The following is a 25582-nucleotide window of genomic DNA, read 5'->3' on the forward strand; positions in this document are numbered from 1 at the left end:
CGCCTCCCGGTCCCGGAACGGACCCTGGCCGCCCGGCCCGATTCCGCGGTCGGGGAGCCGCGCCCCGGCCGCCCGGACCGCCCTCCTGCAGCGATGCGCCCGGACCGGCCCCCTACGACCGCGTGTCCGGGCCGTCCGGGGCATCCGGCCCGGACGGCCCGTCCGGATCGTCGGTGGCCCGGTCCTGGCCGGACGGCGCCCCACGACCGGCCTCGGGACCGTTGTCGGTGCCGGGGCCCCCGTCCGTGCCCGCGCCGCCACCGGCCGCGGGGCCCTCGCCCCCGGTGGAGGTGCCGTCCGCGACGTCGCCGCCGCTGTCGGAGCCTCCGCCGGCACCGGTACCGGCGGCTCTGACGATCACCTTTCCGGAGGCCAGGTCTATCGGCCCGCGCCCCGGGTCGCCGACCCCGAGGTCCACCCGGGTCAGCTCCAGGCGCTTCTGCTCCTCGGCGGCATGCCTGCGGCCCGGCGCGAAGAGTTCCTCGAAGAAGTTGAACACCGGTCGCACGCCCTTTCACCTGCTGTCGCCGCTACCGCACCTCCAGCACCAGGATCCTGTCGTCTCCCGGCTTCGGGGTGCCACGGGTGTCCGTATTGCTCGTGACGAGCCAGAGCCTGTCGCCGCCCGCGGCGAGCACGGTGCGCAGACGGCCGTACTTCCCCTTCAGGAACGCCTGCGGGGCCGCCAGGGGTTCCCCGTTCCCCTTGCCGGACAACGGAATCCGCCAGAGCCGCTCACCGCGCAGGGCCGCCATCCAGATCGAGCCCCCGGCGAACGCGATCCCGCTCGGAGACGCCTCGGACGTCTTCCACTGTGCCACGGGATCGATGAAGCCCTTCTTCCCCGCCTTGCCCTCGACCTCTGGCCAACCGTAGTTCCCACCCGGCACGATCCGGTTCAGCTCGTCCCAGGTGTCCTGCCCGAATTCGGACGCCCACAGCTGCTTGTGCCCGTCCCAGGCCAGCCCCTCCACATTGCGGTGTCCGTACGAATACACCACGGAGTCGGCCTCCGGATTGCCGTGCAGCGGCAGACCGTCGGGGGTCATCCGCAGGATCTTGCCGGCCAGTGACTTCCTGTCCTGTGCGAGCCCGCCGTCCCCCGTGTCCCCGGTACTCGCGTACAGCATGTGGTCCGGGCCGAAGGCGATCCGCCCGCCGTTGTGGATCGAGCCCTTCGGAACGCCCCGGAGGATCGTGTCCGGGGCACCCAGCAGCCGGCCCGGCGTGGTGCCGTTCTCGTCGTACTGCAGGCGTGCGATGCGGTTGTCGGACGCGGTCGTGAAGTACGCGTACACCAGATGGTCCGAGCCGTACGTGGGGGAGACCGCGATGCCCAGCAGCCCGCCCTCACCGCCGGGCGAGACCCCGGGGACGGCGCCCAGCAGGGTCTTCTTCCCGTTCTTCGTGTCGATCCGGGTGATCGTGCCCTTGTCGCGCGAGGAGACCAGCAGATCGCCGCCGGGCAGCTCGGCCAGCCCCCACGGCGAGTCGAGACCCTCGGTGAGCGTGGAGACCACCTTCACCGAGCCCTTCGCGGGCGGCAGGTCGGCGGACGGGGACGGGTCGGCCGACGCGCCCGAGGCGGTCGGCGAGGGGCGGGACGCCGACGGCATGCCTTCGCCGCCCGCCGGACCGCCCGCGCCGCCGCCGGGGGAGCACCCCGCGGCCAGCACCAGCGTGCCCGCAGCCAACGCGGCCACCGCCCCCCGGCGCCCGCCCCGGCGACGCCCGCGACGCCCGCGACGCCCCACGGGGCCTCGTGCAGATCCGAACAGAACACCGCGCACAGCATCGATCCCTTCGACGGCCAGCCGACTACTGTTCTTACACCGCGGCCCCGCCCCGGGTTCCCGTGCGCGCCGAGTTTCTCCATGGGTGATCACGGAGACGGTCCGGTGATCAGTCCCACGACCCCCGTGCCGCGGGCAGCCGGGCGATCTCCACCAGATCCTGCGCGGTCAGTGTCAGCCCGGCCGCCCCCGCGTTCTCCACAGCCCAGTGCTCCCGCTTGGTCCCGGGCACCGGCACCACGTGCGATCCCTGCCGCAGCACCCAGGCCAGTGCCACCTGCGCGGCAGTCGCCCCGTGCCGCTCGGCGATCCGCCGCAGACCGACCACCACCGGCTGGTTCGCCGCCATCATCTCGGCCGTGAACCGCGGATGCCTGGCCCGCAGGTCCTCCGGCTCGAAGCCCTGTCCAGGGGTCAGTGTCCCCGTCAGATAGCCGTTCCCCAACGGCATCGCCGCCAGCAGCCCCACGCCTCGCGCCGAGCACCACGGAAGCAGCGACTCCAGCGCCTCCGGGGACCAGACCGAGAGCTCGGCCTGCACGGCGCTCACCGGGAAGACCTGCTGCACCCGATCCAGCTGACGGATCGTTTCGTCGTACATGCGGGCACCCGGCCGACGTGAGGCCCGCGCCCCGACGGCACAGAGCCCGAGCGCCCGCACCTTGCCGGCGGTCACCAGGTCCGCCATCGCGCCCCAGGTCTCCTCCACCGGCACCTCGGGATCGGCCCGGTGCAGCTGGTACAGATCGATCACATCGGTCTGGAGCCGCCGCAGCGAGGCGTCGCAGGCCCGCCGCACATAGCCGGGGCGGCCGTTGGCGACGATGTGCTGATCGCCCACCAGCAGCCCGCACTTGGTGGAGACGAAGGCCTCGGACCTGCGGCCCTTCAACGCCCGGCCCACCAGCAGCTCATTGGTGAAGGGGCCGTACATGTCGGCCGTGTCGAGCAGTTGCACCCCCGCGTCGAGCGCGGCGTGCACCGCTCGCAACGCACGGTCACCGCGCTGCTGCGAGGCGCTGTACGCCCAGCTCATCGGCATACAGCCAAGACCGACCGCACCCACGGCGAGCGCCGCCGCCCCGAGACTCCTGCGCTCCAACTCCCCGAACCTTTCCTAGGTCCCGCCGTCGCGGGACCACAACGCACCCCCAACGTAGCCTCTGCCGACCACGACCCCGCGCGCAGCCTCCCGGCGATTAGCCTCCTGACCATGACTTCGAAGAAGATTCCCGACGTATGGCTGCCTCTTCCCGCCGATGAGATCGAAGGACTCCCCGACGGTTTCGACTACCGGTTCTGGGACGGCGGGCGGGACTACCCCGCCGACCCGGCCGACTGCGCGTTCTACGTGGTGCCGTACATGAAGGGTTCCGAGATCGCGGTCCGTCCGCTCGCCGACATGACACGGGTCCGGGTCGTGCAGACGCTCACCGCGGGCATCGACCATGTCGAGCCGGGCCTCGGCCTGCTGCCGGCCGGGGTGCGGCTGTGCAATGCCAAGGGGGTCCACGAGGCGTCGACCGCGGAGCTCGCGCTCGCCCTGATCCTCGCCTCGCTGCGCGGCTTCCCCGGGTTCGTCCGCGGCCAGGACAAGGAGGAGTGGCGGGCCGGCTTCTACCCCGCCCTCGCCGACAAGTCCGTACTGATCGTGGGCTACGGATCGATCGGCGCCGCCATCGAGGACAGGCTCGAACCCTTCGAGTGTGCGCGGGTGGCGCGCGTCGCGCGCTCCGCACGGGCGACAGCACGCGGACCCGTACACGCACTCGACGCCCTGCCCGCACTCCTGCCCGAGGCCGACGTCGTCGTGCTGTCCACCCCGTTGAACCCGTCCACACAAGGGCTGGTGGGCGCGGAGTTCCTCGCCGCGATGCCGGACGGTGCGCTGCTCGTGAACGTCGCACGGGGCGGCGTCGTCGACACCGATTCGCTGCTTCTCGCACTCGAATCCGGACGACTGCGCGCCGCCCTCGACGTCACCGACCCCGAACCCCTGCCCGCCGGTCACCCCCTCTGGCACGCTCCGAACGTCCTGATCACTCCGCACGTGGGCGGCAGCACCTCGGCATTCCTGCCGCGCGCCAAGCGTCTGGTGGCCGGACAGCTGAATCGATTCGCCTCGGGCGAGCCGATGCGGAACGTCGTACGCACCACGGACTGACCACGCAGTGATTCCGTACGGCTGCGTACAGTACCGACATTCCCCCTTGTCGTCACTGAGCGTAGGTGACCTATGTCCCTGCGTGACTGGTCTGGTGTATCGTCCCGAAAGGGGCGCTGCGCCGAGGAGGGGACGGCGCCGGGGAGGACGCAACACACGAGGGGGGTACGGGCGATGAACGGCCGATGGGCGAACGATCCGGTACCACGGAGTGGTCGACGGCGACCGGGGTGCGCTCCGGTTCTCCCGCCGTCCGCCCGCGCGGTGGGTGTCACGGCGTCCCGCGGGGCGACGGGTCGTCCGCGTGCCGCGGGCGCCCGGACGGGAGCGGTGGCGCGGCGAGCGCGGGTGCCGGGTGCCGTGACATGGGCGGCGGATGCGGAGCGGGCCCCGGCGTGGGGTGCGCCCCGATGAGCGCGCCGGCCGGAGCGCTCGGGGCTCTGCTCTCCCGGCGGTCGACCGTCGGCGGCTCGTCCGCACTGGTTCCGCAGGTCCTGCTCGGCCTCGTCTGCGGCGGGTACGCGGTGGGGGCCGCCATCGGCTGGGGTTCCTCGGAGCTGGCACTCTTCATGGGGGACTTCGGACTCAGCGTCGCCGCGCTGATCGCGGCCGTCTCCTGCTTTCTCTACGCGCGGTCCGCCGGCGACCGGTTCCGGCCCGCCTGGCTGCTGTTCTCGATCTCCTCGTTCATGGCCGCCGGGGGCAACGCGGTCTGGGGCTGGTACGAGGTGGTGCTCGGGCGCTCGGTGCCCAGCCCCTCCCTCGCCGATGTCTTCTTCCTCTGCTTCGCCCCACCCGCCATCGTCGGGCTGCTCGTGCTCGCCAAACGGCCCGTCACCCGGGCCGGCTGGGTCTGTCTCGCCCTGGACTCCTGGCTGATCGGCGGCTCGCTGCTCACGCTCTCCTGGAGCCTCGCTCTCGCCCACACCGCCCATCTCGTGGACGCCGAGGGGGCGAGCGTGGCCCGCGCGGCGCTCTCGCTGGCCTACCCGTTGCTCGACATCGTGCTGGTCTCCATGGTGCTGGCCCTGCATTTCCGGCGGTCGAATGCCAACCGCTCCGCGGTGAACACCGCCATCGTCGCCCTCGCCCTGACGGTCCTGTGCGACGCCCTGTTCACCTCCCCGCTGCTGCGCCAGAGCTACCACTCCGGCCAACTGCTGGACGCCGGCTGGTTCGGGGGTTCCCTGCTCCTCGCGTACGCGCCCTGGGGTGCCCACGGCGCGACGGACGACGCCCTCCCGCCGCGCGGCGCGCCCCGCCCGACCAGCCGCCCCATCGCGGGATCGCTGGCCGCGCTGACGCCGTATCTCGCCGCCGCCGTCTGCACCCTCGGCATTCTCTACAACGTCATCGAGGGTCGCCGGGTGGACCGCGTGGTGGTCTTCACCGGCTGCACGGTGGTGCTCGCCCTGGTCGTCCGGCAGGGCATCATGCTCGTCGACAACATCGCCCTCACCCAGGAACTGGCGCAGAAGGAGAACCACTTCCGCTCGCTGGTGCAGGGGTCCAGCGACGTCATCATGATCGCCGCCCCGACCGGCGTCCTGCGGTACGTGAGCCCCGCCGCCGCCGGGGTGTACGGGCGTGACGCCGACGACCTGGTCGGCGCCGAACTCGCCTCGATCATCCACCCCGAGGACCTGGGACGAGTGGTCCACGAGGTGCGCCGGTTCCTCGCCGCCCCTCCGGGCGAGGAACCCGCCACCCGGATCGAGTGCCGCTTCAGATCCGGCACGGGGGACTGGCTCAACGTCGAGTCCACGGTCAACCGCCACCAGGGCGGGCTGATCCTCAACAGTCGCGATGTCACCGAACGGGTGCGGCTGCAGGCGCAGTTGCAGCACAACGCCGAGCACGACCCGCTCACCGACCTGCCCAACCGCGCCCTGTTCACCCAGCGGGTCCGCCAGGCCCTCGGCGGCCGCCGCTCCGGCGACCCGGGCACCGCCGTGCTCTTCATCGACCTCGACGGCTTCAAGGCGGTCAACGACCGCCTCGGCCATCAGGCGGGCGACGAACTCCTCGTCCACGCCGCCCGCCGTCTCCACGAGTCCGTGCGGGCCGGCGACACCGCGGCCCGCCTCGGCGGGGACGAATTCGCGGCCATCATCCTCGGCGACGGCACCCGTGACCAGTCCGCCCGGGAATGCCAGGTCCACGAGATCGCCGACCGGCTGCGCCTCACGCTCTCCCAGCCGTACCGCATCGGCGCCGGGGAGGTCCGGGTCGCCGCGTCCATCGGCGTCGCCTTCGCCGAACCCGGCATCACCCCCAGTGACCTCATGCGCAACGCCGACCTCGCCATGTACCGCGCCAAGGCGGGCGGCAAGGACCGTGTCGAGCTGTACGCCCCGCAGATGCAGGCCGAAGTCGTCCGCCGCTCCGAGCTGGCGGCCCGGCTGCGCACCGCCCTGCGCGACGGTGAGTTCGCCCTGCTCCACCAGCCCGTGGTGCATCTCGCCAGCGGCGCGGTCGTCGCCGTCGCCGCGCAGGCCCGCTGGCGTTCGGCGCAGGGAATCCTGTTCACCCCGGCCGAGTTCCTCCGCGTCGCCGAGGACGGCGACCGCACCGCCGAGCTCGGCCGCTGGCTCCTCGAAGAGGCCGTCGAGCAGGCCGCCGACCGGGCCAGGGCCGGGCACCCGGTCTCCGTAGCCGTGCGGCTCTCCGCCCGCAGGCTCCTCGACAAGGGGATGCCGTTCGGTTCCATCGAGGCGCTGCTCACCCGGCACAGCCTGCCCTCCGGTGCCCTGATGATCGAGGTGTCCGACAGCGACCCCCGGATCTCCTTCGACGAACTCGAACAGCGCCTCGTCGCGCTCCGCCGGCTCGGCGTCCGCATCGCGCTCGACGGCTTCGGCAGCGGCTACGCGGCGATCAACGCCCTGCGCCGGCTCCCCATCGACGTGCTGAAGCTGGACCGCGGTCTCGTCGAAGGAGTCGTGGAATCCGCCCGACTGCACAAGATCACCAGCGGCCTCCTCCGTATCGCCTGCGACCTCGGCATGCAGTCCGTGGCCGACGGGGTCGATGTACCGGAGCAGGTCCTCGCGCTGCGCGCCATGGGCTGTACGCACGGCCAGGGAATGGCCTTCTCCGGGCCGCTCGACGAGTACCGGCTGCGCCGTGCCCTGTCCCGGGGAGAGTTCCCGGTGCCCGGCGCCGCCGCCCAGCCGGTGCTGGCAGGCGGCTCGCTCCCTCTTCTCAGCGGCTCACATGTTGAGACTCCCGTCCCACCCACTTGACACGCCACGTGCGTCGGAGAGAGGGTCATTGCCATGCGCACCCGAATTCTCGTACTTGGAAAGCGCGTCGGCTGAAGCTGAGTCCCTCGTAGACACTCTGCAGACCACTCCGACGCGCTCCCCTCGCTTGCCTCACGGCACGAGGGGTTTTTTGTTGCACTGGAACCACGCAAAACGTCGCAAAACACCCGCAAGAACCCTCAGCTTCGAGAAGAGAATGCCGATGACCGAGCAGGCCACCGGGGCCCACCATCCCCAGCCGCGGGCCCGTAACGGCGGATCGTCCGCCGCCACCGTTGAGCACGTCACGGGTGCGCAGTCCCTCATCCGGTCTCTTGAGGAAGTGGGTGCCGACACGGTATTCGGCATTCCCGGCGGCGCCATCCTTCCGGCGTACGACCCGATGATGGACTCCACCCGGGTCCGTCATGTGCTGGTCCGCCACGAGCAGGGCGCGGGACACGCCGCCACCGGCTACGCGCAGGCCACCGGCAAGGTCGGCGTCTGCATGGCGACCTCGGGCCCCGGCGCCACCAACCTGGTCACCCCGATCGCCGACGCCCACATGGACTCCGTCCCGCTGGTCGCGATCACCGGCCAGGTCGCCTCCAAGGCCATCGGCACGGACGCCTTCCAGGAAGCCGACATCTGCGGCATCACCATGCCGGTCACCAAGCACAACTTCCTGGTCACCAGGGCCGAGGACATCCCGCACACCATCGCCGAGGCCTTCCACATCGCCTCCACCGGCCGTCCGGGTCCCGTCCTCGTCGACATCGCCAAGGACGCCCTCCAGGCGCAGACCACGTTCAGCTGGCCGCCCACCCAGGACCTGCCCGGCTACCGCCCGGTCACCAAGCCGCACGCCAAGCAGATCCGTGAGGCCGCCAAGCTGATCACCCAGGCCAGGCGCCCGGTGCTCTACGTCGGCGGCGGTGTCATCAAGGCGGGGGCCACCGCCGAACTGAAGGTCCTCGCCGAGCTCACCGGAGCGCCCGTCACCACCACACTGATGGCGCTCGGCGCATTCCCCGACAGCCACCCGCTGCACGTCGGAATGCCGGGCATGCACGGTGCGGTCACCGCCGTCACCGCGCTGCAGAAGGCCGACCTGATCGTCGCCCTCGGAGCCCGCTTCGACGACCGCGTCACCGGCAAGCTGGACAGCTTCGCCCCGTACGCCAAGATCGTCCACGCCGACATCGACCCGGCCGAGATCGGCAAGAACCGTGCCGCCGACGTCCCGATCGTGGGCGATGCCCGCGAGGTCCTGGCCGATCTGGTCCAGGCCGTCCAGGCGGAGCACAACGACGGTCACGTCGGTGACTACACCGCCTGGTGGAAGGACCTCAACCGCTGGCGCGACACCTACCCGCTCGGCTACGACCTGCCCGAGGACGGCAGCCTCTCGCCGCAGCAGGTCATCCAGCGCATCGGACAGCTCGCCCCCGACGGCACGATCTTCGCGGCGGGCGTCGGCCAGCACCAGATGTGGGCCTCGCACTTCATCCAGTACGAGCAGCCCGCCACCTGGCTGAACTCCGGCGGTGCCGGAACGATGGGCTACGCGGTCCCGGCCGCGATGGGCGCCAAGGCCGGCATGCCGGACCGCACGGTCTGGGCGATCGACGGCGACGGCTGCTTCCAGATGACCAACCAGGAACTCACCACCTGCGCGCTCAACAACATCCCGATCAAGGTCGCCATCATCAACAACGGCGCGCTCGGGATGGTCCGCCAGTGGCAGACCCTGTTCTACAACCAGCGGTACTCCAACACCGTGCTGCACTCCGGTGCCGACACCGAGGGCGTCCCGGCGAAGGGCACCCGCGTCCCCGACTTCGTCAAGCTGTCCGAGGCCATGGGCTGCTACGCGATCCGCTGCGAGGACCCGGCCGAGCTGGACAAGGTCATCGAAGAGGCCAACTCCATCAACGACCGCCCCGTCGTGATCGACTTCATCGTCCACGAGGACGCCATGGTGTGGCCGATGGTCGCCGCAGGCACCTCCAACGACGAGGTCATGGCCGCCCGCGGGGTCCGTCCCGACTTCGGCGACAACGAAGACGACTGAGAGACAGAGAGAGACCGACTTCATGTCCACCAAGCACACGCTCTCCGTCCTGGTCGAGAACAAGCCCGGTGTCCTCGCCCGGATCACCGCGCTGTTCTCCCGCCGCGGCTTCAACATCGACTCGCTCGCGGTCGGTACCACCGAACACCCCGACATCTCGCGCATCACCATCGTCGTCAGTGTCGAGGACCTGCCTCTTGAGCAGGTGACCAAGCAGCTCAACAAGCTGGTGAACGTCCTCAAGATCGTCGAACTGGAGCCGACCGCTGCGATCCAGCGTGAGCTCGTCCTGGTGAAGGTCCGCGCAGACAACGAGACCCGCTCCCAGATCGTCGAGATCGTCCAGCTGTTCCGTGCCAAGACCGTGGACGTCTCCCCGGAGGCCGTCACGATCGAGGCGACCGGCGGCGCCGACAAACTGGAGGCCATGCTCAAGATGCTGGAGCAGTACGGCATCAAGGAGCTGGTCCAGTCCGGCACCATCGCCATAGGGCGCGGCGCGCGCTCGATCACCGACCGTTCGCTGCGCGCCCTCGACCGCACGGCCTAGGCCGGCCCGGCACCGCTGTCGTGGCACCGGGGCGCCGCCCCACCTCGCCGCCCGTATGGCGAGACCCCAGAACGCATCTCAAGCACCCCGCCGTACGGTGGGACGCAACACCTGCACACCAAGGAGAGACCCAGTGGCCGAGCTGTTCTACGACGACGATGCCGACCTGTCCATCATCCAGGGCCGCAAGGTCGCGGTCATCGGCTACGGCAGCCAGGGCCACGCCCACGCGCTGTCGCTGCGTGACTCGGGTGTCGACGTCCGTGTCGGTCTGCACGAGGGCTCCAAGTCGAAGGCCAAGGCCGAGGAGCAGGGCCTGCGCGTGGTGACCCCGTCCGAGGCCGCCGCCGAGGCCGACGTCATCATGATCCTCGTCCCGGACCCGATCCAGGCCCAGGTCTACGAGGAGTCCATCAAGGACAACCTCAAGGACGGCGACGCGCTGTTCTTCGGCCACGGCCTGAACATCCGCTTCGACTTCATCAAGCCGCCGGCCAACGTCGACGTCTGCATGGTCGCCCCGAAGGGTCCGGGTCACCTGGTCCGCCGTCAGTACGAGGAGGGCCGCGGTGTTCCCTGCATCGTGGCCGTCGAGCAGGACGCCTCGGGCAACGGCCTGGCGCTCGCCCTGTCGTACGCGAAGGGCATCGGCGGCACCCGCGCCGGCGTCATCAAGACGACCTTCACCGAGGAGACCGAGACCGACCTCTTCGGTGAGCAGGCCGTGCTCTGCGGTGGTACCGCCGCTCTGGTCAAGGCCGGTTTCGAGACCCTGACCGAGGCCGGCTACCAGCCGGAGATCGCGTACTTCGAGTGCCTGCACGAGCTGAAGCTCATCGTGGACCTCATGTACGAGGGCGGCCTGGAGAAGATGCGCTGGTCCATCTCGGAGACCGCCGAGTGGGGCGACTACGTCACCGGCCCGCGGATCATCACGGACGCCACCAAGGCCGAGATGAAGAAGGTCCTCGCGGAGATCCAGGACGGCACCTTCGCCAAGAACTGGATGGCCGAGTACCACAACGGTCTGCCCAAGTACAACGAGTACAAGAAGGCGGACAGCGACCACCTCCTGGAGACCACCGGCCGCGAGCTGCGCAAGCTCATGAGCTGGGTCAACGACGAGGACGCGTAACACCGACGCCCCCGGGGGCGGGTCCGAGGACCTGCCCCCGGGGCGTTTTCCTTCACCGCTGGAAGAGGCGGCGTCGTACGTGTGTACAAGTCGTCCACCCCCGTGTGGGTGATCCTTCCATCGGGGCGCAGTATGCGCCCTGGCGCATGACTACACTTCTCCACACATACACGCGTCAGGCCCACAGTGTCGTGCGTCTTCCACGCGGCAAGCCCCTCCACCGCCTGCGGCCGTCGGGACGGCCGTCCGCACTGGACCTGTGAGGACTCACGTGAGCTCGAAACCTGTCGTACTCATCGCTGAAGAGCTGTCGCCTGCCACGGTTGACGCCCTGGGTCCGGATTTCGAAATCCGGCACTGCAACGGCGCGGACCGCGCCGAACTCCTCCCCGCGATCGCCGACGTCGACGCCATCCTGGTGCGCTCCGCCACCAAGGTCGACGCCGAGGCCATCGCCGCCGCGAAGAAGCTCAAGGTCGTCGCCCGCGCCGGCGTCGGTCTGGACAACGTCGACGTCTCCGCCGCCACCAAGGCCGGCGTGATGGTCGTCAACGCACCGACGTCCAACATCGTCACCGCCGCCGAGCTGGCCTGCGGTCTGCTGGTCGCCACCGCGCGCAACATCCCGCAGGCCAACACCGCCCTCAAGAACGGCGAGTGGAAGCGCTCCAAGTACACCGGCGTCGAGCTGAGCGAGAAGACCCTCGGCGTCGTCGGCCTCGGCCGCATCGGTGTCCTGGTCGCGCAGCGCATGTCGGCCTTCGGTATGAAGATCGTCGCGTACGACCCCTATGTGCAACCCGCGCGCGCCGCTCAGATGGGCGTCAAGCTGCTCGCGCTGGACGAGCTGCTGGAGGTCGCCGACTTCATCACCGTGCACCTGCCCAAGACTCCCGAGACGATCGGCCTGATCGGCCACGAGGCGCTGCACAAGGTGAAGCCCTCGGTGCGCATCGTCAACGCCGCGCGCGGTGGCATCGTCGACGAGGAGGCGCTCGCCTCCGCCCTCAAGGAGGGCCGGGTCGCCGGCGCCGGTCTCGACGTGTACGCGAAGGAGCCCTGCACGGACTCCCCGCTGTTCGAGTTCGACCAGGTGGTCTGCACCCCGCACCTCGGCGCCTCCACCGACGAGGCCCAGGAGAAGGCCGGCATCGCGGTCGCCAAGTCGGTACGGCTGGCCCTCGCCGGTGAGCTCGTGCCGGACGCGGTCAACGTCCAGGGCGGCGTGATCGCCGAGGACGTGCGTCCGGGCCTGCCGCTCGCCGAGAAGCTCGGACGGATCTTCACCGCGCTCGCGGGCGAGGTCGCGGTCCGCCTCGACGTCGAGGTGTACGGCGAGATCACCCAGCACGACGTCAAGGTGCTCGAACTCTCCGCGCTCAAGGGCGTCTTCGAGGACGTCGTCGACGAGACCGTGTCCTATGTGAACGCGCCGCTCTTCGCGCAGGAGCGCGGTGTCGAGGTCCGCCTCACGACCAGCTCCGAGTCGCCGGACCACCGCAATGTGGTCACCGTGCGCGGGACGCTCTCGGGCGGCGAGGAGATCTCGGTCTCCGGCACGCTCGCCGGACCCAAGCACCTTCAGAAGATCGTCGCCGTCGGCGAGTACGACGTGGACCTGGCGCTGGCCGACCACATGGTGGTGCTGCGTTACGAGGACCGTCCCGGTGTCGTCGGCACGGTCGGCCGGATTCTCGGCGAGGCCGGTCTGAACATCGCGGGCATGCAGGTCTCGCGGACGGGCGCGGGCGGCGAGGCGCTGGTCGTGCTCACCGTCGACGACGACGTTCCGTCGTCCGTGCTCGCCGAGATCTCCACGGAGATCGGCGCCGCGTCGGCCCGCACGGTGAACCTGACCGACTGACGTCCCCCGGCCTCGCGTACCCGGCATCTAGACGTATGTTTTACACAAACGTCTGTGTGCCGGGTACGCTGTTTTCATGGGACACCGTGAGGATCTGCTCGAAGGCGCCAAGCGCTGCCTGCTGGACAAGGGGTACGCCCGGACGACCGCCCGTGACATCGTGGCCGCCTCCGGTACGAATCTCGCCTCCATCGGCTACCACTACGGTTCGAAGGAGGCCCTGCTCAATCTCGCCTTCCTCAAGTTGACGGAGGAGTGGGGCGATGTGCTCACCGAGCAGCCGGACGAGGCCGCGAAGGCCGACGGCGGGCCCCGGTCGCCGCTGGACCAGTTCCACGACACCTGGCAGCGGGTGATCGAGAGCTATGAGCAGACCCGTTCCGTCTGGCAGCTCCAGATGGAGGTCGTCTCCCGGATCGACCAGGACCCCGAGCTGAAGAAGGCCCTGGCGGGCCCGCAGCGCGAGGGCCGTGACGGGCTCGCCGAGAACATGCTCGGCATCGACCCGGGGACGGACCCGGAGAAGGCGCGGGTGGCGGGGCTGTTCTGCCAGGCGCTGCTCGCCGGGGTGATGGTGCAGTGGCTGATGGACAGTGATTCGGCACCTTCCGCCCAGGACCTGACGGACGGACTGAAGGCGGTTCTTGAGGGGCGGGTGCGCTGAGGGCTGTCCCGTCACCCCCTGGCGGGGGCGCGACGACGGCCACGGCGCCTCGCTGTGTCGCCGGGGTCGCGTCTTCGGACTGCCGTCCGCCGTGCGACGTCCGGGCACGCTCGCCGCGTCGCGGCCCCGGGGCGGCGCACCGGGTCAGAGCCGCGCGCCCTTGAGCGCCATGTGCAGCAGCAGCCGGTCCTCGCCGTCGTTCAGATCGAGGCCGGTGAGCCGCTGGACCCGGGAGAGTCGGTAGTAGAGCGTCTGGCGGTGGATGCCGAGTGCGGCGGCCGTCCGGGACGCCTGGCCCGCGCAGTCGAGGAACACCTCGGCGGTGCGGGCCAGATCCCTGTGCGACGGGGTGAGCAGGACGCGGACCGCGGGGTCGGCGTGCGCCTCAGCGGGCAGAGTGGTCAGCAGCCGGTACGGGCCGATCGCCGACCACTCGGCGACCGGGCCGAAGCGGGCCTCGGCCGCCGCCGCGCGGGCCGCGGCCGACGCCTCGTGCCAGGCCCCGGCCAGGTCCGTCAGCCCGCGTCGGGGCAGGGCGACCCCGGCGGTGGCGCCCCGCCCCGCGCCGGCCCGCAGCCGGTCCGCGGCGCCGAGCGCCGGGTCGAGGACGTCGGTGGAGCGCAGTCGGATCAGCGCGGCCAGCGAGGGGGCCCCGGTCGCCCCCGGAGCGGGGACCGAGGACAGGGCGGCCGCCGCCGACACCGTGCGGACCGACGGCGGATCGTCCGGCCACGGGCTCACGCACACCACCGTGTGCAGCCCCTGCGAGTCCCGGCCCAGTGCCTCCTGCAGCGCGGCCACCGCCATGTCGCGCTGCCAGCCCCGCCCGGCGGTGAGCACCGCACCGAACTCCCGGGACAGATCCGTGCCCGCCCGCGCCTCGTCGGAGAGCAGCCCCCCGATCCGGGTCGCCACCTCCATCGCCGCCGTCAGCTGCTCGTCCGTCGGTCCGGGGTCCGCGTCGAGCAGCCACACGTAACCGAGCACCACACCCCGATGGCGCACCGGCAGACAGATCCGGTCCCGGAACACCCCGGCCTCCGGGGCGGCCGGAATGCGGACCGGGCCGGTGGCTCGGGCGATGCCGAAGCCCTCGAACCAGGCGCGGACCGCGGGTGTGGAGCGCCGGGTCAGGATCGAGCGGGTGCGGACCGGGTCCATCGCCGTGTCGTCGTCGCTGTCGTGCGCGCCGAAGGCGACCAGGCCGAAATCCCGGTTCTCCAGCGTCGCGGGGGCGCCGAGCAGCCCGGAGATCTCGTCGACCAGCTCCTGGTAATCGCCCTTCACCCGGTCATTCTCGCACCCCTTCAGACATATGTCTGAGAACCCGGGAACGGATGCGTGACAGCTGTCGATGGCACACGATCGGAGGGATCCTTAGATTTCACGGTGGTTCTCCGTGCTGTACCGCTTTGTTCCCCCTCTGCCGGTACGGCCTTCGTTCGTACTTTCCGTGGAGGTGCCCCGTGCTGGGTCCCGTGATTCTCGCCGCGTCCCGCAGCGACAAGATGCGCCGTTTCATCTCGGCCGCACCTGGCACCAAGCAGGTCGTCGACCGGTTCATCGCCGGTGAGACCGTCGACCAGGTCGTCCGGGTCGTCGAGGACGCCGCCGACAAGGGTCTCGAAGTCACCCTCGACGTGGTCGGCGAGGACATCACCACCCCCGAGCAGGCCGCCGCCGCCCGCGACGCCTACCTCGAACTGGTCGACCGCCTGAAGGACCTGGGCCTGGGCACCCGGGCCGAGATGTCCGTCAAGCTCTCGATGTTCGGCCAGTCGCTGGACGGGGGCCACGAGCTGGCGCTCGCCAACGTCCGCCCGGTCGTCGAGGCCGCCGCCGCGATCGGCACCACGGTCACGCTGGACGCCGAGGACCACACCACCCTCGACTCGATGTTCGCCATCCACGAGGAGCTGCGGAAGGACTTCCCGCAGACCGGCTGCGTGATCCAGGCCTACCTGTTCCGCACCGAGGTGGACGCCCGCCGCCTGGCCGCCGCCGGCAGCCGCGTCCGCATCGTGAAGGGCGCCTACAAGGAGCCCGCCTCCGTCGCGTACCAGGACAAGGCCGAGATCGACAAGGCGTACGTCCGCATCCTGAAGACCCTGATGGAGGGCGAGGGCTACCCGATGATCGGGTCGCACGACCCGCGTCTGATCGCCATCTCCCAGGAGCTGGCCCGCAAGGCAGGGCGCAAGCTGGACGAGTACGAGTTCCAGATGCTGTACGGCATCCGCAGCGACGAGCACGTCCGGCTCGCGGCCGAGGGCCACCGGATGCGCGTCTACACGGCGTACGGCACCGACTGGTACGGCTACTTCATGCGCCGTCTCGCGGAGAAGCCGGCGAACCTGCTGTTCTTCGGCCGCTCCATCCTCACCAAGGGCTGACCTGCCCGGCTGACCCCCACCCCCTGACACAAGGAGACAAGGCACTCATGGACGCTGTGACCCAGGTCCCCGCGCCGGTCAACGAGCCGGTCCACTCCTACGCCCCGGGCTCCCCGGAGCGCGCCCGCCTGGAGGCGAAGCTCAAGGAGCTCAGCCAGAACCCGATCGACCTTCCGATGACCATCGGAGGCGAGAAGCGGATGGGCGGCGGCGAGCGCTTCGACGTCGTGCAGCCGCACAACCACAAGGCCGTCATCGGTACGTTCGCCGGCGCCACCGAGCAGGACGCCCAGGACGCGATCGACGCCGCGCTGGCCGCCGCCCCGGCCTGGCGCGCGATGTCCTTCGACGACCGCGCCGCGATCATCCTGCGCGCAGCCGAGCTGCTGTCCGGCCCCTGGCGCGAGACGCTGGCCGCGTCCACGATGCTCGGCCAGTCGAAGACCGCCCAGCAGGCCGAGATCGACACCCCCTGCGAGCTCGTCGACTTCTGGCGCTTCAATGTGCACTACGCGCGCCAGATCCTCGCCGAGCAGCCCCCGGCCAACTCGCCGGGCGTGTGGAACCGCATGGACCACCGCCCGCTGGAGGGCTTCGTCTACGCGATCACGCCGTTCAACTTCACGGCCATCGCGGGCAACCTGCCCACCGCCCCCGCCCTCATGGGCAACGTCGTGGTGTGGAAGCCGTCCCCGACGCAGACCCACGCCGCCGTGCTGCTGATGCAGCTCCTGGAGGAGGCGGGCCTGCCCAAGGGCGTCATCAACCTGGTGACGGGCGACGGCATCGCCGTCTCCGAGGTGGCCCTGAACCACCGCGACCTGGCCGGTATCCACTTCACCGGCTCGACGCCCACCTTCCAGCACCTGTGGAAGACGGTCGGCAACAACATCGCCAACTACCGCACCTACCCGCGGCTCGTCGGCGAGACCGGTGGCAAGGACTTCGTCGTCGCCCACCCGTCGGCCGACCACGCCGTCCTGAAGACCGCGCTGACCCGTGGCTCCTTCGAGTTCCAGGGCCAGAAGTGCTCGGCTTCGTCCCGTGCGTACATCCCGGCCTCCATCTGGAACTCCGGTTTCAAGGAGAAGTTCGCCGCCGAGGTCGACTCCATCACCATGGGTGACGTCACCGACCTGTCGAACTTCATCGGCGCCGTCATCGACGAGCGCTCGTTCGCCAAGAACAAGGCCGCGATCGACCGCGCCAAGTCGGACCCGTCCTGCACGATCATCGCGGGCGGCACGTACGACGACTCGGTGGGCTACTTCGTCCGTCCGACCGTCATCGAGTGCACCGACGCCTCGAACGAGGTCTTCACGACCGAGTACTTCGGCCCGATCCTCGCCGTGCACGTCTACGAGGACGACACGTACGACGAGATGCTGGAGCAGATGGAGTCGGTCTCCGACTACGCGCTGACCGGTTCCGTCATCGCGAACGACCGCGCCGCGGCCGCGCACACCATGGAGAAGCTGCGGTACGCCGCGGGCAACTTCTACATCAACGACAAGTCGACCGGCGCCGTCGTCGGCCAGCAGCCCTTCGGCGGCGGCCGTGCCTCGGGTACCAACGACAAGGCCGGCGCCCCGCAGAACCTTCAGCGCTGGACCCTGACCCGGGCCATCAAGGAGACGCTGGTTCCGCCGACCGACTACACCTACCCCCACCAGGGCTGATCCCTCCGGGGCGCCGCACCCCGGCGCCCCGCCACGAGTCCCGCCTCCCGCCCGGTTCCCCTGCCGGTCGGGAGGCGGTTTCCATGCGCGGCGCTCGGACCGGCGGGTTCAGATCTCCACGAGCACCTGGTCCAGGGACTTGCGCACCAGGCCGGGCACCTCGCAGTCGTCCGCCGGGTACCCGACCGGGATCACCGCGAACGCCTTCTCGTTCTCCGGGCGGTCCAGCACCTCCCGCAGGAACCGCATCGGGCTCGGCGTATGGATCAGCGCGGCCAGGCCCGCCAGGTGCAGGGCCGAGAGCAGCATCCCGACCGCGATCCCGACGGACTCGTCGACGTAGTAGTGCTTGCGCCGGGTGCCGTCCTCACCCATCCAGTACCGCTGCTGGAAGACCACGACGAGGGCCGGGGCGTCCGTCATGTGCGCCTTGACGGAATCCGTGCCCAGAGGCCGCAGCGCCGCCAGCCACTCCTCGCCGAGCCTGCCGTCGTAGCTGATCCGCTCCTCGTGCTCGGCCGCCTCCCGGATGCGCCGCCGCACCTCCGGATCCTTGACCAGGACGAACGTCCACGGCTGCTGATGGGCGCCGGACGGGGCGGTCGCGGCGCAGGCGATGGCGTCCTTCACGACCTGCTCCGGCACGGGGTCCGCGGAGAACCGGCGTACGGTTCTGCGCTCGTCCATCCGCCGCCGCAACTCCGTGGAACGGGAAAGGGACTCGTCGGCCGGGGCCCGCTCGGGACGATAGGGGACCGGTCGGTACGGTTCTCCATGGGTGGGAGTCCACCGCGGGGGCAGGGCTGTGGTGTCAGGCATGTCGGCAGTGTGGCGCCGACAGCAGGTCCGGACCAGGGGTTCGCCGGACAGAAACGGCGCGCCCGGCCGGTCGGTGTCCGCAGAGCGGGCAGGTCACGGGCCCGTACCGGGGGCCGGGAGCAGGGAGGCCGTTCCAGGGGCCGACTCCCGTGCGGCGCACGGCTTTTCGGCGCGTGACGGGTACGGGTCCCACCCCGGCGGCGGTGGTGTCCGGGAGGATGGAGCGCATGACCGAGCCGATCGACCCGATCCTGCGGACCACGCACACCCACCGGCTGACCCCCGCCGTCCTGGACGAGATCCGCGCCTTCCTGGACACCGCCTTCGAGGGGGAGTTCGGCGACGACGACTGGGACCACGCCCTCGGCGGCATCCACGTCCTCGTACGGGACGACAGCGGGCTCCTCGCGCACGGCAGCGTCGTCCAGCGCCGGGTGGTCCACGAGGACCGCTCGTACCGGGTCGGCTACGTGGAGGCCGTGGCCGTCCGCGCCGACCGGCGCCGGGAGGGGCTCGGCGGGCGGGTGATGGCCGCGCTGGAACAGGTCGTCGACGGGGCGTACGTCTTCGGGGCCCTGTCCGCGTCGGCTGCCGGGGCGGCGCTGTACGCGGGACGCGGCTGGCAGGTGTGGCCGGGACGGATCGCCGTGCAGGGCAGGCACGGGGTGGAGATGCTGCCGGACGAGGAGGGCAGCACCTATGTCCGCGGCGGGGCCGGCCGCGCACTGCCCCGGGTGTCCGGAACCCTGGTCTTCGACTGGCGGGACGGGGACGTGCTCTGAGCGTGCTCCCGCCCGTCGCCGGAGCCCGTTCACCGACCTGCCCCGCACCCCGGCGCTCCGCGACCGGCTCCCTGCCGCGCTCCCGCGTCCCGGGCCGTCCACACCGACGGGTGCGGCGGCCGGTGGCCCGGCTCGTCGCGGGCCCGACCGGTCGACATCTCTCCGTACCAGGGGCCGATCGGCCATGTCACCCGCTCTGAGCAGGCACGATCGCTCGTCTTCCGGGTCCTGGTCCGGGAACCGCGGGCGGGCGGCCGTAAACCTCCGTCTCAGATAGTAGGAAGTCCGAGTAATTGTGGAGACAGACCGGCCGAGCTGGCTTAGCTTTGTAGGAGCCGAACGTCTCGCTAGATCCAGCGACTGGCGGTCGTGAGCGCGCGCCCCGTGCAGGCAACCCCTGCGGCGCCCGCTTCCCGCCCCTTCCGGCGCCTCGAAATCCCGATCTCGAAATCACTTTCACGGTTTTTCGATCTCGAAGTCCTCGCGATCTCAAGGAGTCGATCCACCATGGCCGAGACGACTGTCCGCCGAGTCCGTCACACCCACCGCCCGACCCAGTCGGAGCGCCAGAACGCCGCCGCCGCCCTGCAGCGGGCCCTCGACCGCCGGGACAACGGCGGCTCCACGGGCCACTGAGGCGGGGCGCCGGTACGGGGCGCCCGTCCGAGCCGCCGAGAGACCGGCGACCCGCCCCGAGCCGCCGGGCCGGTCGGCGGGACCGGCCCGGGGACCGCTGCCTTGCCGGGCTCCGGCGGGAGATCAGCTGCGGCTGATCTCGAAGTGGTCGATCCGTACGCCCGACTCGGCGAGCGCGGTGACCTTCATCCGGGCGTGCCGACCGGGCTCCACCTCGACCGCCAGGAACGAGAAGCCGGTGTGGCGCACCCGCGACCACTCCACGGTCTCGCTCGCCCTTCCGCCGCCCTTGACCACGTGGTACGTGGCCACGCTGTCCAGGTCCTTCACGTGCCCCTCGTAGCTGTCCGGCGCCGGGAAGTCGTACAGCGCCTTGCCCGCGCCCCCCGCCGTGACGTACACGATGCCGTCCCGCGTCGGGTCGGTGCGCTCGCCGATGGGCACCCTGCGTCGCACCGCGTTCCTCAGGATCGCGTCCGTGCGCTCGTAGACGTGGTTGTGGCCGTTGATGACCAGGTCCACCTGATGCTTCTCGAAGAGCGGCACCCAGGCGTCGCGCACCCCGCCGTCCGAGGCGTGCGCGGTGGTGGTCGAGAAGGCGCAGTGGTGGAAGAAGACCACGACGAAGTCGATGTCGTGACGGGCCCGCAGCTCACCGAGGCGCCGGTCCAGCCAGCGCGTCTGCCGGCCGTCGCTGATGCCGAAGTTGGCCGGGATCTCGTACGAGACGTCGTTGGCGTCGAGGGCGACCACCCCCACGTTGCCGTGCACGAACGAGTACGCACCGGGCTGGTTCACCGGATCCGGGCCGTTGTCGGGCAGCGTCCAGCGGGCGTTCTGGCCGCCGTAGCCGTCCGGCGAGTACCACGCCTCCATGTCGTGGTTGCCGGTGGTCACCATCCACGGCACGGTCTTCGACACGGTCTCCGTCTGCGCCAGGAACTGGTCCCAGGTGCGGGCGTCGTAGGTGTCGGTGCTCTGCCCGGAGCCGGACGGGTCGGCGTAGCAGATGTCACCGGCGTGCAGATGGAACGCCGGGTTCTGACCGAGGATCAACTGGTCGTTGCCCAGTGCGTGGTAGCTGACGCCCTGGTCACCGAAGGCGGTGAAGGTGAAGGGCTCGGCGCGCGAGGGTGCGGTGGCGAAGGTGCCGAGCGTGCCCAGGTTGCGCGTGTCGGCGGGGTCGAAGCCGTCGTGGCCGACGCCGTAGTAGTACGTCGTGCCGGGCCGCAGCCGCTCCAGGCTCGCGTGCAGGTAGAACTGCTCGGCCGCCGCGATCTTCCCTCGATTCAGCTCGGGCGTGGTGAGATGGCGCACCTCCGCGTCGATCCGGTGGCTCAGCGCCCACGGCTGGAGGCCGATGCGGATGTACGGCCGCTTCACGGCGAACGGGACCTGCCAGGAGACCGCCATCTGCGTCTTCGGGTCGGCCCCGTACGCCAGGTGCCGACCGAACGGCGCCACCAGTGAACCGTCCACCCGGGTGGAGGCGGGAGGAGCGGTGAGGGCGGTCCCGGCGGCGTAGGCGGGTGAGGCGGTGAGAGAGGTACCGAGACCGGCACCGGCGACGGCCACGGTCGCCACGCCGGTACGGAGCGCGCCACGCCGGGTCAGCCGGGTGCGCAGATATTCGTGCTGCTCGGCCATGCTCATACGGCCGGCGAGCTTCTCCGGAATTCCGAAACGGGGGATGTCCATGGAGCAGAACATCCACCCACCGCCCGACGCCGTCCCGTCGAGTGGGTGAACAGTACACGTACAGCTCCCCATGTGTCCGTATGGTGGACGTGACATGTCATGGGGTGGGACGCGCAGTAAGGTGCGGACATGTCTCGCAGCATCAATCTCGCAGTGATCCCCGGTGACGGTATCGGCCAGGAGGTCGTGGCCCAGGGCCTCAAGGTCCTCAACGCTGTTCTCCCGCAGGATGTGAAGCTGGAGACCAAGGAGTACGACCTCGGCGCCCGGCGCTGGCACCGTACCGGCGAAACCCTTCCGGACGCGGAGCTGGCAGCCCTCAAGGGCCATGACGCCATCCTGCTCGGCGCGATCGGTGACCCCTCCGTGCCCTCCGGTGTCCTGGAGCGCGGGCTCCTGCTGAAGCTGCGGTTCGCCTTCGACCACTTCATCAACCTGCGGCCGTCGAAGCTGTTCCCGAACACCGCGACCCCGCTGGCCGGCCGCCCGGACATCGACTTCGTCGTCGTCCGCGAGGGCACCGAGGGCCCGTACACCGGCAACGGAGGTTCGCTGCGCACCGGTACGCCCGCCGAGGTCGCCACCGAGGTCAGCGTGAACACCGCGTACGGTGTCGAGCGCGTCGTCCGTGACGCCTTCGAGCGGGCGAACTCCCGCCCGCGCAAGAAGCTGACGCTGGTTCACAAGAACAACGTCCTCGTGTACGCGGGCCACATGTGGAAGAACATCTTCGACCGGGTCGCGACCGAGTATCCCGAGGTCACCACCGACTATCTGCACGTCGACGCCGCGACGATCTTCTTCGTCACCCAGCCGGAGCGCTTCGACGTCATCGTCACCGACAACCTCTTCGGTGACATCCTCACCGACCTCGCCGCTGCCGTGACCGGCGGCATCGGCCTGGCCGCGTCCGGCAACATCAACCCGACGGGCACCTTCCCGTCGATGTTCGAGCCGGTCCACGGCTCCGCCCCCGACATCGCGGGCCAGGGCAAGGCCGACCCGACCGCCACGGTTCTCTCCGTCGCCCTCCTGCTGCGCCACCTCGGCTACGAGGCCGAGGCCGTGCGCATCGAGGACGCCGTCTCCGCCGATCTCGCGGAGCGTGACGGAACGACTCGTACGACCGATCAGATCGGCGACGCGCTCGCGGTACGAGTAGCGAGCTGACCCGACGACTCCGTTTCGAAGCCGCCGGGTCGCAACCGCACCCGGCGGCTTCTCCTGTGCGGCCCCGGGTGCAACCATCGACCACGGACCGCATTCGCGTCATTTCGTGCACGGCCACCCGGGAGCGATAATCGAACGGGGCCGCCGCTCGCACTGAAGCTCGGACGTCCTAGCACCTGCCCGGCAGGAGCGGCGCGAGCGCGGTCCAACACACACAACGTGAAGGACACGCACTCATGACGACGCCCACGATCGAGCTCAAGCCCTCCTCGAATCCGCTGTCCGACGCGGAGCGCGAGGCGATCCTGGTCAAGCCCGGATTCGGCCGCTACTTCACCGATCACATGGTGACGATCAAGTGGACCGAAGGCCGTGGCTGGCACGACGCCCAGCTCGTCCCGTACGCACCGCTGTCGATCGACCCCGCGACCACCGTCCTGCACTACGCGCAGGAGATCTTCGAGGGACTCAAGGCGTACCGCCAGCCCGACGGCAGCGTCGCCACGTTCCGCCCCGAGGCGAACGCCAAGCGCTTCCAGGCCTCGGCGCACCGGCTGGCCATGCCGGAACTGCCCGTCGAGACGTTCATCGAGGCGTGCGACGTGCTGGTCCAGCAGGACAAGGCATGGGTTCCGACGCACGGCGGCGAGGAGTCGCTCTACCTGCGTCCGTTCATGATCGCCACCGAGGTCGGCCTCGGCGTGAAGCCCGCCAACGAGTACCTCTTCATCGTCATCGCCTCGCCCGCCGGCGCCTACTTCCCCGGTGGCGTCAAGCCGGTCTCCATCTGGCTCTCCGAGAACCGCGTCCGTGCGGTCCCCGGCGGCATGGGCGACGCCAAGACCGGCGGCAACTACGCCGCGTCCCTCCTCGCCCAGGCCGAGGCCGCCGAACAGGGCTGCGACCAGGTCGCGTACCTCGACGCGGTCGAGCACAAGTGGGTCGAGGAACTCGGCGGGATGAACCTGTACTTCGTGTACGGGAACAAGATCATCACCCCGGCCCTGACCGGCTCGCTGCTCGCCGGCGTCACCCGCGACTCGCTGCTCAAGGTCGCCCGCGACCTCGGCTACGAGTCCGAGGAGGGCCGCGTCTCGATCGACCAGTGGCGGGCCGACACCGAGAACGGCACTCTCACCGAGGTCTTCGCCTGCGGCACCGCCGCCGTCATCACCCCCGTCGGCACCGTCAAGTCCGCGGGCGGCGAGTGGGTCCAGAGCGACGGCGCGCCCGGCGAGGTCACGGTGAAGCTGCGCGAGCGCCTGCTGGACATCCAGCGCGGCATCGCCGAGGACACCCACGGCTGGATGCACCCGCTCGGCTGAGCGACCGTCCCGCACGGCGATGTCCCGTACCGCGACGCCCGCCCCGGCTGCTGCCGGAGCGGGCGTCGTCGTCTTCGCTCAGGACGCGGCGGACGGCTGTGGCTCCGTATCGTCGACCGGCACCGAGCGCTCCGTGCGCCCGCCGCGCGTCAGCGCCGTGTACGCGGCACCGCCCACCAGGCCCGACAGCAGGAAGCTGCAGTCCACCCCGCCGGTCAGGGAGAGCAGCGGACCCTCGTACGAGGGCAGCGAGACTGCGCAGAGGCCCACTGCCGCGCCCAGGGCCCAGGAGGCCGTGGCGGGCAGGTTCCAGCCGGCCGTGTACCAGTAGGCGCCGCCGCGCGAGCGCCGGTTGAAGACCTGGAGGGCCTCCGAGTCGTAGACACCGTGACAGCGGACGAAGCCGATCAGGGTGATCACCGCCCACGGGGTGCCGATGGCGGTCAGCAGCAGGACGAACGACGTCATCGCGGATTCGGCGTCCCAGGCGTAGTGCCCGACGAAGACGCACGCCGTGGCGACGCCCGCGACCGCGAAAGTGGCCCGGGGGCGCGAGGCGCGCGGCCAGATCGCATCCAGATCGAGGCCCATGGAGTACAGCATCAGGCCGGCGTTGCCGACCGAACCGGCGGAGGCGGCGAGCAGCAGCGGGATCAGGTACCAGGTGGGGGAGGCGTCGACGAGCGGGCCCGCGTAGTCGACGGCCGCCCGGGAGGCGTAGGCCGTGAACGTACCGAAGAGCTGCGGGACGAGCAGGCCGATCAGCAGCCCGGCCCAGCTCGCTCGCAGCACGCTCCGGGAGGAGTGCCGGGCCGGGGAGATGTACCGCGTGTAGTCGCCGAGCAGGGTGATGAAGGCGATCGGGCCGCTCAGCCCTGCTGCGACCACGGCCAGCAGCCAGGTCGGCCAGAAGGATCCGAGCAGATGCCCGCCGGTGCCGGGCAGTGCGGCGGTGGTGAAGTGCGGGGCGTACGCGATGACGCCCAGGATCAGCAGCGCGCTCATCGCGACGGCGAGGATGCGGGAGAGACGCAGCAGCATCCGGTAGCCGTAGACCGCGCCGATCACGGTGGCGGCGGCGAGCAGGGCGTACACGGCCGCGTACGAGAGCCCCCCGGTCGGCAGTCCGAGGAGGCGGTGCATGGTGCCCACCATCGCGTCGCCGCCGATCCAGACGGTCAGCGCTGTGTAGCCGAGGGCGAGCAGCAGGCCGACGATCGAGCCGACCAGACGGCCGCGCACACCGAACTGGGCTCCGGAGGAGGTGGAGAGGTTGGTTCCGGTGCGCAGCGAGACCAGGGCGAGCGGTGCCGTCAGCAGGGTGCCGAGCAGGGTACCCGTGACGATCGAGCTCACCGAGGCCCACCAGCCCAGGCCGAAGGAGACCGGGAGCCAGCCGAAGATGATCACGCCCAGGCAGAGATTGGACCCCAGCAGGATCGAGACGAGGTCGCGTGGGGCGCTGGTGCGCTCCGTCTCCGGGACCGTGTCGACTCCGCGCTGTTCTATCGGCATGAGGCCGCCCCTGACGTTCGACAGTTTGAGTGCCGCTCTATGTGAGTCCAAGTACAGCTCTTCGTCAATGCTTTCC

20 protein-coding genes are annotated in these 25582 nt (G+C 70.5%); 13 read left to right on the forward strand and 7 right to left on the reverse strand.

Annotated elements, in window-relative coordinates; all coding sequences use genetic code 11:
* Positions 1-112 precede the first annotated feature (112 nt).
* The 3 genes from ACIRP2_RS33250 to ACIRP2_RS33260 form a co-directional block, all read right to left on the reverse strand.
* Positions 113-508, reverse strand: a complete 396-nt coding sequence (locus ACIRP2_RS33250; RefSeq protein WP_404256900.1) for a DUF6191 domain-containing protein — start codon at positions 506-508, stop codon at positions 113-115.
* Positions 509-530: 22 nt separating this feature from the next.
* The gene (locus ACIRP2_RS33255; RefSeq protein ID WP_404256902.1) at positions 531-1703 is read right to left on the reverse strand and encodes a PQQ-dependent sugar dehydrogenase; all 1173 of its coding nucleotides are present in this window, start codon (positions 1701-1703) and stop codon (positions 531-533) included.
* Positions 1704-1902: 199 nt separating this feature from the next.
* Positions 1903-2895, reverse strand: coding sequence for an aldo/keto reductase (locus ACIRP2_RS33260; RefSeq protein ID WP_404256904.1), 993 nt, complete (start codon positions 2893-2895; stop codon positions 1903-1905).
* A 111-nt stretch (positions 2896-3006) separates the two neighbouring features.
* Here ACIRP2_RS33260 and ACIRP2_RS33265 point away from each other — a divergent pair, with 111 nt between their 5' ends.
* The 7 genes from ACIRP2_RS33265 (at position 3007) to ACIRP2_RS33295 (ending at position 13489) form a co-directional block, all read left to right on the forward strand.
* On the forward strand, positions 3007-3957 hold the full coding sequence (locus tag ACIRP2_RS33265) for a 2-hydroxyacid dehydrogenase (RefSeq protein ID WP_404256906.1): 951 nt from the start codon (positions 3007-3009) through the stop codon (positions 3955-3957).
* 410 nt (positions 3958-4367) lie between these two features.
* Positions 4368-7202 (forward strand): putative bifunctional diguanylate cyclase/phosphodiesterase, encoded by a 2835-nt coding sequence (locus ACIRP2_RS33270; protein WP_404256908.1) that lies wholly within the window; start codon positions 4368-4370, stop codon positions 7200-7202.
* A gap of 217 nt (positions 7203-7419) precedes the next feature.
* Complete coding sequence (locus ACIRP2_RS33275) at positions 7420-9276, forward strand: acetolactate synthase large subunit (RefSeq protein WP_404256910.1); 1857 nt, start codon at positions 7420-7422, stop codon at positions 9274-9276.
* A gap of 22 nt (positions 9277-9298) precedes the next feature.
* Positions 9299-9826: an acetolactate synthase small subunit gene (ilvN, locus tag ACIRP2_RS33280; protein ID WP_351080820.1), complete on the forward strand. Its 528-nt coding sequence runs from the start codon at positions 9299-9301 to the stop codon at positions 9824-9826.
* A 133-nt stretch (positions 9827-9959) separates the two neighbouring features.
* On the forward strand, positions 9960-10961 hold the full coding sequence (ilvC, locus tag ACIRP2_RS33285; protein ID WP_037690024.1) for a ketol-acid reductoisomerase: 1002 nt from the start codon (positions 9960-9962) through the stop codon (positions 10959-10961).
* A gap of 271 nt (positions 10962-11232) precedes the next feature.
* The gene (gene serA, locus ACIRP2_RS33290) at positions 11233-12825 is read left to right on the forward strand and encodes a phosphoglycerate dehydrogenase (protein WP_404256913.1); all 1593 of its coding nucleotides are present in this window, start codon (positions 11233-11235) and stop codon (positions 12823-12825) included.
* Between the two features lie 76 nt (positions 12826-12901).
* Entirely contained in the window at positions 12902-13489 is a 588-nt protein-coding gene (locus ACIRP2_RS33295) for a TetR/AcrR family transcriptional regulator (RefSeq protein ID WP_404256915.1), read from the forward strand.
* 144 nt (positions 13490-13633) lie between these two features.
* Here the strand turns inward: ACIRP2_RS33295 and ACIRP2_RS33300 are convergent, their stop codons facing one another.
* Positions 13634-14776, reverse strand: a complete 1143-nt coding sequence (locus tag ACIRP2_RS33300; protein WP_404256917.1) for a PucR family transcriptional regulator — start codon at positions 14774-14776, stop codon at positions 13634-13636.
* A gap of 179 nt (positions 14777-14955) precedes the next feature.
* On the opposite strand from ACIRP2_RS33300, the gene ACIRP2_RS33305 reads away from it, so the two are divergent.
* Both ACIRP2_RS33305 and pruA read left to right on the forward strand, forming a co-directional pair.
* On the forward strand, positions 14956-15882 hold the full coding sequence (locus tag ACIRP2_RS33305) for a proline dehydrogenase family protein (RefSeq protein WP_404256919.1): 927 nt from the start codon (positions 14956-14958) through the stop codon (positions 15880-15882).
* Positions 15883-15929: 47 nt separating this feature from the next.
* On the forward strand, positions 15930-17561 hold the full coding sequence (gene pruA / locus ACIRP2_RS33310) for an L-glutamate gamma-semialdehyde dehydrogenase (RefSeq protein WP_404256921.1): 1632 nt from the start codon (positions 15930-15932) through the stop codon (positions 17559-17561).
* 108 nt (positions 17562-17669) lie between these two features.
* Here the strand turns inward: pruA and ACIRP2_RS33315 are convergent, their stop codons facing one another.
* Positions 17670-18380, reverse strand: a complete 711-nt coding sequence (locus ACIRP2_RS33315) for a nitroreductase family protein (protein WP_404256923.1) — start codon at positions 18378-18380, stop codon at positions 17670-17672.
* Positions 18381-18607: 227 nt separating this feature from the next.
* Here ACIRP2_RS33315 and ACIRP2_RS33320 point away from each other — a divergent pair, with 227 nt between their 5' ends.
* Together ACIRP2_RS33320 and ACIRP2_RS33325 are read left to right on the forward strand one after the other, a co-directional pair.
* On the forward strand, positions 18608-19162 hold the full coding sequence (locus ACIRP2_RS33320; protein WP_404256925.1) for a GNAT family N-acetyltransferase: 555 nt from the start codon (positions 18608-18610) through the stop codon (positions 19160-19162).
* Positions 19163-19669: 507 nt separating this feature from the next.
* Positions 19670-19798 (forward strand): hypothetical protein, encoded by a 129-nt coding sequence (locus ACIRP2_RS33325; RefSeq protein ID WP_361447164.1) that lies wholly within the window; start codon positions 19670-19672, stop codon positions 19796-19798.
* 123 nt (positions 19799-19921) lie between these two features.
* Here ACIRP2_RS33325 and ACIRP2_RS33330 read toward each other — a convergent pair whose 3' ends face one another.
* A complete protein-coding gene (locus ACIRP2_RS33330; RefSeq protein WP_404256927.1) occupies positions 19922-21496 on the reverse strand; it encodes a purple acid phosphatase family protein in 1575 nt (524 codons plus the stop codon).
* A 129-nt stretch (positions 21497-21625) separates the two neighbouring features.
* Between ACIRP2_RS33330 and ACIRP2_RS33335 the strand changes: the two genes are divergently transcribed.
* Complete coding sequence (locus tag ACIRP2_RS33335) at positions 21626-22666, forward strand: 3-isopropylmalate dehydrogenase (RefSeq protein WP_404256929.1); 1041 nt, start codon at positions 21626-21628, stop codon at positions 22664-22666.
* A gap of 236 nt (positions 22667-22902) precedes the next feature.
* On the forward strand, positions 22903-23991 hold the full coding sequence (locus tag ACIRP2_RS33340) for a branched-chain amino acid aminotransferase (RefSeq protein ID WP_404256931.1): 1089 nt from the start codon (positions 22903-22905) through the stop codon (positions 23989-23991).
* Positions 23992-24069: 78 nt separating this feature from the next.
* On the opposite strand, the gene ACIRP2_RS33345 is transcribed toward ACIRP2_RS33340, so the two are convergent.
* Positions 24070-25506, reverse strand: a complete 1437-nt coding sequence (locus tag ACIRP2_RS33345; protein ID WP_404256933.1) for a cytosine permease — start codon at positions 25504-25506, stop codon at positions 24070-24072.
* Between the last annotated feature and the right edge of the window lie 76 nt (positions 25507-25582).

This window comes from Streptomyces sp. NPDC101194 (genome assembly GCF_044767885.1).
Taxonomy (GTDB): Bacteria; Actinomycetota; Actinomycetes; order Streptomycetales; family Streptomycetaceae; genus Streptomyces.